This is a genomic window from Stieleria magnilauensis (genome assembly GCA_007753675.1).
GTDB lineage: Bacteria > Planctomycetota > Planctomycetia > Pirellulales > Pirellulaceae > Stieleria > Stieleria magnilauensis.
The window spans coordinates 10,230,644-10,242,597 of the sequence record CP036432.1 but is presented as its reverse complement, the minus strand read 5'-3'; the positions used below and the strand labels follow the sequence as shown (position 1 = coordinate 10,242,597).

The following is an 11,954-nucleotide window of genomic DNA, read 5'->3' as shown; positions in this document are numbered from 1 at the left end:
CAGAGACAGGGGCGCCGTTTTGAGATGAGTGCAGAACCGTTTTCGGCGGCCGATCACGCTTCACGCGGCTTTGAACAGCACTTGATTGCTGGGGACGCGGCCGAGGGCTTCGTTGCCGTAGGTGGAGAGCGTTGCATCGGCGACTTCGAAGCCGTGGCGGAACAGCAGGCTGAACTCGCTGTGGGTGAGCCGACGGAGTGTGGTTTCGATCTGCGCGACCCGGCTGACTTCGTCGTCCGTCAGCGCGGGTTTGCCCGTGCCGGGATTGCGCAAGTAAACCTTTTTGGTCGCCAACCCCAGACGCAAATAGGCGCCCGTTCCCGGGTTCTGTTTAAAGAACTCCATCAACATCCTCGTCCGCAGGCTGCGGACCTGGTCGGTTGCGATATCGACCAGTCGCATCGATGCCTTCAGGTACCCCGGACGCCACCGTGATTGTCGAGTCTCGCTCGACAGCGGGCGTGACGCATCACAGACGATCAAGAAATCCGTGTCACCGCAAAGGCCTTCGCCGGGCTTGAACAGCGACTCGACGCCCAAGTTGTCGTAGACGCCGCCGTCCCAGAGGTGAAGGTGGTTGTACTTCGGTGTGATGTTGCACCAATCGCCATCGCGATACTCGCTCCACCGGTGCTTGCGAGATTGAAGACGCAACGGCCCGATCAAACCCGGAACGGCGGCCGACGCGGCCATCGCGTGCGACAAACGAAAACGAGGGTCGGTGACGTACTTGGTTTGATAGTCGCCCATCAAGTCGCGTTGGAAACGCCAGTTTTTGCCGGTCTGGTAACAGGTCGCATTGATGATCCAGCGTGGCGTGACGGGCAAATCGGCGAGCGATCCCCCGATGCCCCAGTTGCGTTCCAATGCGTCGCCCAGCACCGATGCCCGGCCGGTCGCCAGACGCCACGGAAACAGCAGCGAGTTCAGGACATACGTCCGCTGCACATTTCGCGTCGTCAACACGGACAGGCAACGGGGCACGACATCATGCAAGTATTCTTCGCTGCCGGGCCATCGGTATCCGGCCGATGCGATGACCAGCCCGGCAGCCAAGCTGCCGCCGGAAACGCTGGAGACGATTTCCACGTTGCCGAGCAAGTCTTGCCGCGCCAGCCGAGCCAGAACACCGAGATGAAACACCGTCGCACGGACGCCACCGCCAGAGAATGCCAGCGAGATCTTCATGAAACATTGCGGTGATGGCGTGAAACAGGGCTTCCAGTGGACCCGCAAAATCATCGGGGATTCGCGCGTCAGACGTCGCCGCGATGGTAGGGTCGCAGCAATCGCCAGATCCAGATCAATCCAGCGATCGCCGGCTAAAACGACGACCCTTGTCGCGTGATAGCGCCAATGCAGCCGGCTCCGTCACGGCACTGGAGCGACCGGATTCCCACGTCACGCAAAGCAAACGATCGAAATGCCACGCTCGTTCCTGCCGCCGAACACGATCCTGAGCTTTCCAGCACTTGTCGCAATCGCCAGCCTGGCCGGGCGTAATCAATACGAAGACGCTGTGTCCCCGGTCTGCTTTTCAACGAATGCAGCGTTTTTGAGAAACCATTCTGACGTATGCGAGCGCGAATCAGTTTCCAGTCGGAATCGTCGGGATCAGGAGAAACGACGTGTCCGTCCGATCGCTATTCGGAGCACTCGATGCATAATTGGATGTCGTCAGCAATGGAAATCCTGTTGCCGAATCACGATCGGTCATCCCTGCGATATGGATCGTGTGAAAGTCGTCCAAGAAGAGAGACGCATCGTCCGCATGAACGAGACTATCCAAATCGATCGCACCGTGTTCGGGGGTGTACAGTCCCGTGTAAACGTTGATCCCAATGTCGCCGTCGTTATTGGTGGTCCAGCCTTGTCCCGGCAAATTCTTTCGCCCATTCTTGAGGACTGTGAGTGAATCATCGAAGAAACTAACGACGCTGCCTCGGTTATCCACCCACCCAACGACCGTGCCAGAGTCGTTGATGTCGCGAACCGTCAACGGAAGCATGGTTTCCTCAACGACGCCGTCGGCCTTTAGGCAGTATCGGACATAGCCGGCCGAGTGTTGGATCGCAATAAAAAGATCGCCGTCCGTGTTGCGATTGCTGATCCATCCATTGAACGCATCGCTTGCGACCGGGGTGAACGATTGATCGATAGATCGATACAAGTAGGCAATGTCAGACTGATATGCCATCAAGAGAACGTCCCCCGAGTTGTTCATATCGGTTGCCCACGAATCGCTTCCATCTGGCGATTGAAGCAACTTCAGTGGCGTTTCGGAGTTTGGATCGAACAGGTATCCAGCGCTCGCGACGCCGCTTATCACTGGTTGGCCGTCCTCGGTCAACTTAGTCTGTCCGGCAATTAGGCCCCAGTTGTTAATCGCATTGGCCGTTCTGAGGTGCCATTTTTCTCCCGTTGTCGAATCGACTCGCGCCTGGGGGTCGACAAGATCCACGAGCGAATTGAGTGTCGACGTCGTGATTCCGTCGGACCAAGCGGCCTGACCTGGTAGTTGACCTACCTCCCCACAAACCTCGGCGAATTCGTTCACGCCACCCGCGTAGAACGGCAGACCGTCGATAGCAGGAATCTCGTACACGCGGTACGCGACCGGTGCGTCGCTGCCGCCACCTTTGCCTCCTTTCTTGGCAAATGCCAATTGATTCGGGAGCAACGTGATTAACGTCACAACGAGGAGACAACGTAGCATTGATGGGGTGCGAATGTTCACTGTAGCGGTCCTGGGTTATGCGAGATTGGCTTCATCGGTCCCGTGTCACGCCTGTCGCGCGGACTCTAGGAAAGAAGTTGCCGCCGCGAAGTCAATGGTGTCGGGTCACCGGGATCGAAAGCGGCTATTTTGTGATAGACACGGACTCCAGGTCCGAATCACACCACGAGAGAGAAATTTTCGGAGTTTTCATCGAGTGACCCGATACCATCGCACTTCCGGTAGCAACCAAGTCACCTAGAGCATGGTCGAGTACGTCTCGGTGTCCGCCTTTGCAACTGGCGCAGCCTGCGGCGTGATCTTTTGGGGGCTTGGTGAATTAAACACGGGAAAATTGCCGGGATGATCCCCCACTCAAGCGATTCCATCGAGCGTCTGATCGCGCAAGCGCGAGCCGGTGACAATTCCGCACTGGGCAATGTGTTGGAGTCGTTCCAAGCGTATTTAAAGTTGCTTGCCCGCCTTCGGCTCAACCATCAACTGCGTGGAAAAGTCAGCCCCTCGGACGTCGTCCAAGAGACGTTTTTGTCGGCGAAGAAAGCATTCGGGCAATTCCGCGGGCAGAGTGAACGCGAATTGATGGCCTGGCTGCGGAGCATTCTGGCGACTGAGATTGCCGGCCAGGCACGCTATTACACGCGGGATCGGCGGGATATCGCGAGGGAAAAACGTTTGCGCGAAGAACTCGACCAGACGTCCGCCGGGCTTTCCCGAGGCGTCGTCGATCCGGGTGCATCGCCTATCGCGATCGCGGCCAAGCGAGAGTCGGAAGTGATGGTGGCCGACGCGCTCTCGCAACTTTGTGATGATCACCGCGAAGTGATCATTCGACATAACTTTCAGTACCAGACGTTTCCTGAGGTCGCCCAAGCCATGGGGCGTAGCACCGCGGCAGTGAAGAGCCTATGGGTTCGGGCTCTGGCGAACATGCGCCGAGCGATCGACGGTGACAACGAGTCCACGCAGTCCTTCGAAGAATCATCATGAATTCACCGACGAACCACTCTCTTGGTGTACCCATACCGGAACAGGACGGCGATGCCCCGCTCGTCAAGGCGGTCGAACGATACGTGGCGCGGATTGAGACTGGCGAGCAGGTTGATATCGACTTGTACGTGAAAGATTATCCCGATCTGGGCGATGAGTTGCATGACTGCCTGCAAGCCTACGCTTTGGTCGCCGCGGTCGCACACTCGGTGGCCGATGGGAACGTCGATCATTCCAGCGGCACTTCGACGACGGAGGCCATTGGCAACTTTCGCATCATTCCTTAACTCGGCCGTGGCGGGATGGGAGTGGTCTATGAAGCCGAGCAGCTGTCCCGGGACGCTCGGTGGCATTGATAGTCTTGCCGCACGTCGCGATGCTCGACCAGAAGGCGATCACTCGTTTCAAACACGATTCTCGCGCGGCGGCGACACTCGATCATCCCAACATTGTTCCGGTGTACGCTGTCAGGAAAAAGGGTCAGGAGCATTTCAAATAGAATAGGCAAACCGAAACAGCTCAGACTACCAAAGAAGCTCCCCACCCCCAACCAAAGCAGATCTCGGGCCACTCGTCGCGGAACACCGGCGGTGAAGCAGGCGCCAAAACAACTCATACAGCCCGGTTCTGCGGTGCCGAACGCGCCCCGTCCTATCGACCACAAGTTCATCGCGTACGTTGGCGTTGTAGAATTCCACGAACCGATCGCGTTGGGCCCACTCGTCGATACAGGCTTGGTGGACGGCCGCGTCGTTCAAAACACAGAACTCCGGGTGGCAATGCAATTCGAGATGCGCCCATGTGCAAAACTCAGTTTGCGGATTCTCCATCGGCTTGCGGCAAAGCGGGCAAAGCTTTCCGGGTTCGGTAAGAGCCAAAGTCAGAACTCCGTGACGTCGGGGATCACTGTCAACTTGCGGCGATTCGGTATCTGTGACTTTGCTAGACGGCGATCTGCCGGGCCATCGTGCGTAGCAGGCGCGTTGGTACGGGATGCTCAAGCTCCCAAACAATGCTGATAGGACGGCTGCCTGTATGACTTAAGTAGTGACACGGCCCAAGGAAGTGATAGGGAGCCGAGAGTCCAGAAGGCAGGCTCTTTGTCTCACGCACAAGCAGCAACGGCGTATAGCCTATCTCGCGGTGACGGATGTAGCGTTGGCCAGTCGGTGATTGCTCGGACGTGTTGCTCTGTGATTGCCAATGGAATTGGTTGTGCGAGATCAGGTAGTCTTCATACATCGTCGTTGGCGAGTACTCATCCTCGGTTTTCTGCAGCGTCACAAAGAATGCATCCAATTTGCGGTCTTTTAGATGCAACACACCCTCACGCTGGCTTGGCCGATCATTGAAATTCCAATGTCCGAGCGCCACCAAGATTTCGTCCCGTGTGTAGGCTGCGTGGATGGCCAAGGGCTCAAATGCCGTCGCATTCCGACCAGCAATCAATGGCGAGTGTTTCAATCGATAGTCCAGTACACATCGCAGGTCATCGACGACGACCAAATTGTCTCGCAAGCGTTTGTCCGCCTCGGCGAGGGTCATCTCGGAATGCTGCGTCCCCCACAATGACACGTGCAGCATCTCAGCCACGCCCGTTACCGGGCCGGCGTCCCGCTCCAGGTAATTCAGTATCGCCCGAATTTGCAGCGGGCAGTTAATGTGACTTAGGCGACGTAGCCCCTTGGCGAGTTGTTTCTCGTCTGGGGCGTCCGCCACATCAATCAAGCCAGCGTCTGCCAACAGACGCGACCAAAGCCCTCGCTTGAGCAGCTCATCGAGAGTCGTGTCGAAATATTCGAGCGCGTCTTCAAGTGTGGGGACTCTCCCCAAGTACTGCTTCAGATCACGCAGGGAACCCACCATTCGCGGTCGCACCAGGCGAATCGATTCACGCACGTTTTCAAGCACACGTTGTTGAGCGACTCGCTCCAGCTTGATCACGCAACCACTGGGTAGGTGAGGGAAACCGCTTTCGATTTCGCGGTCAAGTTTGGCAGTCGGTTTATCACTCAGTGCACGAAACCGACTGGCGAACCGAAACTCTTTGCGTTGCGCCCCGATGAAGTCCAGCACGGTTAAACACTCCTTTTCGGGATGCAAACGCAAACCGCGCCCGAGCTGCTGCAAAAACACTGTCAAGCTTTCCGTCGGTCGGAGGAACAGCACCGTATCGACCTCGGGGATGTCGATGCCTTCGTTGTAGAGATCGACTACAAAGATGAAATTGACCGAGCGCTCGCGCAACCGTTGCTGAGCAGAATTGCGTTGCTCGTTGGTCGAACTTGCTGACAATGCAATCGACGGAATGCCGTTTTCATCGAAGAAGCGAGACATGAATTCGGCATGAGCAACACTGCAGCAGAATCCCAGCCCACGCACCTCCTGCAAATCCAGTACGGTCTCGGCAACCTTCTCGAATACCAGCATGGCGCGGACGTCGTTGCCGGTGTACAGCCGATCCAAGTCATCAACTCGATAGCCGCCACGTTGCCATGTCAGACCATCAAGATCGACTGCGTCTGAAATCCCAAAGTATTGAAACGGGCACAGCAGTCGCCGTGAAATGGCATCCGGCAACCGAATTTCAGCACTTGCTCGTCCTCCAAACCAACTCAACACATCCAGTTGATCAGAACGCTCGGGCGTCGCGGTCAGTCCAAGCAGAACGCGAGGCTTGACGTGGTCCAACAAGGATTGGTAGCTGGGTGCCGCAGCGTGGTGGAATTCGTCGACGACGATATACTCAAATTGCTCCGCGGACTCCATCCGCAGATTCCGGGAATTGTAGCTCTGGATCGAGCAAAATAGATGTTCGTGCTGCTCCGGTTGATTCCCATCGACGAGGAGATCGCCAAAGTTTTGATCTCGCAACACACAACGAAACGCGACCATGGCCTGGCTGAGGATCTCTTTTCGGTGAGCGATAAACAGCAATCGCGGTTTGCGTCCCCATTCTCTCGCGACGCGAGCGTAATCAAACGCAGCAATCATTGTCTTGCCGGTTCCCGTGGCGGCCACGATGAGGTGCTGATGCTTGTTCTGGACATCGCGTTCCGCAGCGATGATGTCGAGGATTTCTTCCTGAAACGGGAACGGACGCAAGTCGAAGTTGATCGCCAGTCCAGGGGTGGATTCTGATTTCCGCTCGGTGCGAATTGCTTGGCGCAGTCGAGGAAGTGACTCGGTATCGAACGCATGGAACTCGTCATCCTGCCAATGCGTTTCAAAGGTGCCGCTGATCTTGTCCCACAAATACGGCAACTCGTACTGACTGATTTTTGTTGTCCATTCAAGTCCCTCGGACAATGCCGCGTTCGACAAATTGGCAGAGCCAACATAAGCGCTGCTGAAGCCGGTCTTGCGATGGAATAGATAGGCTTTTGCGTGCAGTCGGGTTCGTTTCGTGTCGTAGCTGACCCGCACCTCCGTCCGGGGCAATTCACTCAGTGCCGCGACCGCTTTGGGATCCGTTGCACCCATGTAGCTGGTCGTGATCACACGAATCGCAAGTTCGTCATTTCGTTCGGTGAGTTCGCGAAGATGGTCAACGATGACACGCAATCCGCTCCACTTGATGAACGAGCAGAGGATGTCCACTTGATCACACGTTGCAATTTCTTTGCGAAGCTGGCTTCCCAGGCTCGCGTCGAGTCGAGTTCCCGTTAGAAGCGAGCAACGTGAAAGAGGACTGTCCGGTCTGTCGTTTGGCAGGCCATCGACTGACCGGTGAATCGCCATCAGCCGTTGCAGTGGACTGGCAATGCTGAGAACTTCAGCATCGCTCTCATGTAACGCTTCTGCGAGCGTGCTTAGAATTCTATCGGTCAGCTGTCGTTGCTTCTCAGCGGCCTCGGCCCCACGAAATGCAGCCAAACTGCCCGCGATCAACCGCTCAAGAAACTGCGCGAGGGCCGAGTGCGCCTCCTCCGGGTCCACCGGCGCGAGCATTGTTAATCGGGGATCTCCCAGCCGAGCGATCTCGTCTTCGATCGCGGTTGTCAGAAGATGATCGTAGAGTCCCGGTTCCACTCGCTGCCTACTGCCCAGTTGATTGTTGCCGGCAGGATGACGCTGCCCGATGATACGATGGTAGATTCTAGCGTCTTAGACCGACCAGTGGTTGCGTGTCCGGTTTCAGAGAGCGCTCAATACCAATCCGCTGGCCGAATGAAAATTGGCCCCCTCGGATTTACCACGATGATGGATTCATTGTGTCTCCATCAACGCACGATCGATGGCAGAGAATTCCGAGCGGTACGTAAGAGTTATCAACACGGTCGTGCAGAGTTGCAAGCGAGCACGCTGACCGTCGAAAGAAGGCAGAATCATTCGGGGCAGAATGATAGAGCAACTGAGATGCCGCCACGAACGATCACCATTGCCATTCGCCCTCCCCACTTCGGTTCGCAAGCGTCCTCCAGAGTGCGGGTTGTGGGCGGTCATTGCTCCAGTGATCATGCTTGTATTGGGCGCGTCAACAGCGGCTCAGCCTTTCGTTGATTAGTTGAAAAGCTAAACCGATTGAAACCAACGCCAATAAGGTGAACTCGATCGGCACTCCGGTGTCGGCCGTCGGTGCACGCAAACGAGAGTTTACAACTTATACCAGACTAGTCCTCAATCAAGCGAACGCTTGATGGTGAAAAATTGAAAAAACTCGAAACCCTCGGCGTTTTGCGGGTGTATTGGAGATAACGACAACTTCAACGCACTCACTCAACGGAGGATTTCGAGTGAACGACAACTTACGCCGTCGGTTGCTGCGCCGCAAGCGAGTTCTTCTACAACGTATCGACAAGAAGAAGGGTAAGACACATACGCCCATGATTCGCCCCTTGCGGGCAAAGTACGAACTGGCCGAGAAAGTTGAGGCGGTTTCCTGTGGCGGTATCGGCATGGTCATGCAGCTTGTCGAGCAACTCGGATTGCGAAAGCACATCAACCAGTCCGCACCGGTGTTCAAGCTTCACGCGCCGTACGACGAAGCCGATCACGTGCTCAACATTGCCCTGAATCTATTGGCCGGTGGGACCTGCCTCGAACATTTGGAGCATCGCCGCACCGACGAGGCGTATCTGGACGCACTGGGCGCTGAACGGATTCCCGATCCGACAACTGCTGGTGACTTTTGCCGTCGTTTTGATGGCTTCAAGCTACTGCTATTGATGCAGGGAATCAACGTGGCACGCAAGAAGGTTTGGAAACAACAATCCGATGCGTTCTTCGAGCAGGCCACCATTGAAGCCGATGGCACGATGGTCGAGACTTGCGGTGAAAAGAAAGAGGGCATCGGAATCAACTACAAAGGACAATGGGGCTACCATCCACTGGTCGTTACGCTCGCGGAAACCAACGAGTTACTGTACCTGGCCAACCGCAGCGGCAATCGCCCGAGCGGTGAAGGCTCATCGTTCTACTTTGACAGGGCGATCGAACTATGTCGCAATGCTGGGTTTCGAAAGATCCTGTTGCGTGGCGACACGGACTTTTCGTCAACCCAACATCTCGATCGATGGGACGCGCAGGATGTCCGTTTCGTGTTTGGCTATGACGCCAACAAAACACTGACCGCAATTGCCGACTCCCTCGACGAATCAGCATGGAAACCGCTTCGGCGGCAGAAAAAGACTTCTGAGAATCCGCGTGCAAAACGACCCAACTACAAAGAGGAAATCGTCGTAGAAAACGGCTACGAGAACAAGAAGCTGCGTGCTGAAAGCTATGCCGAGTTCCCGTATCAGCCTGGCAATTGCAAGCGTCCCTACCGGATGGTTGCCGTTCGCAAAGACATCGACGTCACGAGTGGGCAGCAATTCTTGTTCAGCACCGAAAAGTACTTCTTCTACATCAGCAACGAACCAAAGGAAGAAAAACAGTCGCGTGAACTGATCGGAGACGGCAACAATCGCTGTGATCAGGAAAACACGATTAGCCAGCTCAAGGCGAGTCACGCATTGACCGCGCCGCTGGATTCGCTGGAAAGCAACTGGGCGTACATGTTGATTGCTTCTCTTGCCTGGACGCTGAAGCTTTGGAGTGGAATGATGGTCCGCGTCAAAGGGAATCCCGGGCAGAGAAAGACGCGAAAACGCCTTCGTGATCGTGTGATCAAAATGGAGTTCTCGACGTTCTTGACTTCGTTGATCCAGATTCCGGCCCAAGTCATCCGCTCATCGCGTCAACTGAAGCTGCGGATTTTGACATACCGTCTCGGCGTCGAAAACTTGTTCACACTCAGTGACCATATTGCGATGCCGCTTCGAACGTGACACGTCGAAACCAACGAAGCCGAAGTCCGGATGCTTCGGTACCGCCGCTAACGCCTAACCCGAGAGAAGCGAATTTATGAGCACGATACCATGCGAATTTCCAATAAGGAGCAGTGCTCCCAAGCGTGCTGCTGCGCCTCAAAAATCCGAAAGCGTCACGCAAAATCCACGCTAGCGTTCGCTTGATTGAGGACTAGTGAATTCACCTGGCTTTCGGTGCCTTGCATAAGAGTGGCCACCAGGTGCCTGGCAACTCTTGAGTCCAGGAACCTTTTCTTCTTCAGGAACCTTTTCTTCTTTTGCGTCTGTTGGTTATGAGCCTGCACTTTAGGTGATTGACTGTAGCGTCGTCGATCGTCACGCCGCAAACGCGAGCAAGCGTTCGAATCGGTCGCGAATTTTTGTTTCGTCAGGAGCCAGATGCAGATCGTTCAAAAATTCAGAACGCAGCATTTCACGGGTGATTCGGCGACGGCGATCTGTGTGTGAGGGACGACGCGATGGATTGTCCCACGGTCGGTCACTGCGATCAACCAGCTGTTCGGCCGACAGGTCCCAACACTCCAATTCAACCAGGCTGTACATCCACCCGCACAAGTTCCAGCAGGCAATGCTAGACCAAACGTTTCGGACCTGCTGCTCGCCGGCACCCCAAATCTCCTTCACGTCGTGAAAGTGCTCTTCGATCGACCAACGGTCAGAGACCGTTTGCAAGATTGCCTCCACGCTCATCGTCGGATCGGTGCTGATGTACGCTGCCCAATTCCCACTGGCATGCTCCAACAAAACGACTCGAACCTGACCGCCCACGACCTTGCTGGTCGCGACGAACGTTTTGTAACGTCCCTCCGTCTGTACGCCTCGACAACAGTAGGTAATCGCTTTCCAGCCATCTCGGCGTCCAGCTCGCTTGGCCAAGCTGATTCGATTCTTGCCATACTTGCGAGGCCTACCGCGCTGCCCCGGTTTGTTCGCCGGCAGATCGAACAGCTTCGCATCGCGACGAAGCCGTGTGACTACTGTGGCACCTTCAGCGATCAACGGGCGCACAAGGTCCCTGGCCGCATACGCGCCATCGAACACAACAATGAATCTCGCTTTGCTGCCGAGCGCACGAAGCGTGCCAAAGACTTGCCGAAGCAACTCCATGGCGAGTTGGTGTTTGGTACGAAAGTCCCAGTCATATCGTTGTTTCAGCTTGTTGATGTCAACCTGCCGAACGTACAGTCGCGAGAGCAACGGCAACGCCATGACTCCGAACAGCGGATGGCTCAGGACCATTGCCAAGCAAACCCAGTTATGACCATAAAGCCAATCTCCGTCGCCAGGGCCGGGTGTCGGATTGTGGTGAATGTTAGCCGCTTCAACGTACGGCCCAAATCGCTTGGTGGGCGAATCATCGATGGCAAACGTCCAGTGACCGTTCTCGCCGGGATCGAACTTCTTGAAGATGAACATAACCAACGGCAGCATCAACGAGACAGTGTTTCTCCCGATCGATTGAAGCATCTCGTAGAACCGGTCCCAATCATCGTTAACGCCGCCGCAGCGAAACCAACTGGCGGCAGTGCGGCGACCACCGGCGAGCATCGCCCCGGCGATAACGATCGGCAACCGAAAGCCGATTCGTTTGTCAAGCAAGTCACTCATCGAAGCGACCAAAGTTGCGATCGTCCCGCTGAGCGGAATGCTTGCCGTTTTGGTTCGTCTGCGACTCGGATTCGGTGTGTCAAGCCTTCGCCGCTTGTCGTGCTGGGAAGGCGTGGATTTGCGAGAATGTTGAGCTTGCGGTGGTCTGCCGGAGCGTTTACGCTTAGCCATCCTTGGCCCTTTGAGATGTGGATTGGTGTGGTAACCTCCATTTTCTCTGAGGGCCTTTTTCGTGGCAATATCAATCGGTCTGCGATAACTTTTCGCCTAAAGTGCAGTTATGAGCCCGACGGAGAAAAAACTTCGTA

General features: G+C 55.7%; 8 protein-coding genes. 4 read left to right on the top strand and 4 right to left on the bottom strand.

Annotated elements, in window-relative coordinates; translation table 11 throughout:
* Positions 1–60: 60 nt before the first annotated feature.
* Positions 61–1,188, bottom strand: coding sequence for a patatin-like phospholipase family protein (locus TBK1r_RS36205; protein ID WP_145220938.1), 1,128 nt, complete (start codon positions 1,186–1,188; stop codon positions 61–63).
* Between the two features lie 400 nt (positions 1,189–1,588).
* A complete protein-coding gene (locus TBK1r_RS36200; RefSeq protein WP_145220935.1) occupies positions 1,589–2,716 on the bottom strand; it encodes a hypothetical protein in 1,128 nt (375 codons plus the stop codon).
* Positions 2,717–3,079: 363 nt separating this feature from the next.
* On the opposite strand from TBK1r_RS36200, the gene TBK1r_RS36195 reads away from it, so the two are divergent.
* The 3 genes from TBK1r_RS36195 to TBK1r_RS39375 are packed head-to-tail and all read left to right on the top strand — an operon-like array spanning position 3,080 to position 4,223.
* Positions 3,080–3,724, top strand: a complete 645-nt coding sequence (locus TBK1r_RS36195) for a sigma-70 family RNA polymerase sigma factor (RefSeq protein ID WP_145220932.1) — start codon at positions 3,080–3,082, stop codon at positions 3,722–3,724.
* A complete protein-coding gene (locus TBK1r_RS36190; protein WP_145220929.1) occupies positions 3,721–4,011 on the top strand; it encodes a hypothetical protein in 291 nt (96 codons plus the stop codon). Before TBK1r_RS36195 ends, TBK1r_RS36190 begins: the two co-directional genes overlap by 4 nt.
* A gap of 59 nt (positions 4,012–4,070) precedes the next feature.
* Positions 4,071–4,223, top strand: coding sequence for a hypothetical protein (locus tag TBK1r_RS39375; protein ID WP_419580735.1), 153 nt, complete (start codon positions 4,071–4,073; stop codon positions 4,221–4,223).
* A 443-nt stretch (positions 4,224–4,666) separates the two neighbouring features.
* On the opposite strand, the gene TBK1r_RS36185 is transcribed toward TBK1r_RS39375, so the two are convergent.
* On the bottom strand, positions 4,667–7,822 hold the full coding sequence (locus tag TBK1r_RS36185) for a DEAD/DEAH box helicase (protein ID WP_145220926.1): 3,156 nt from the start codon (positions 7,820–7,822) through the stop codon (positions 4,667–4,669).
* A gap of 638 nt (positions 7,823–8,460) precedes the next feature.
* Between TBK1r_RS36185 and TBK1r_RS36180 the strand changes: the two genes are divergently transcribed.
* The gene (locus TBK1r_RS36180) at positions 8,461–9,996 is read left to right on the top strand and encodes an IS1380 family transposase (protein ID WP_145207156.1); all 1,536 of its coding nucleotides are present in this window, start codon (positions 8,461–8,463) and stop codon (positions 9,994–9,996) included.
* A 357-nt stretch (positions 9,997–10,353) separates the two neighbouring features.
* Here TBK1r_RS36180 and TBK1r_RS36175 read toward each other — a convergent pair whose 3' ends face one another.
* Positions 10,354–11,817 (bottom strand): IS701 family transposase, encoded by a 1,464-nt coding sequence (locus TBK1r_RS36175; protein WP_145213181.1) that lies wholly within the window; start codon positions 11,815–11,817, stop codon positions 10,354–10,356.
* Positions 11,818–11,954 lie beyond the last annotated feature (137 nt).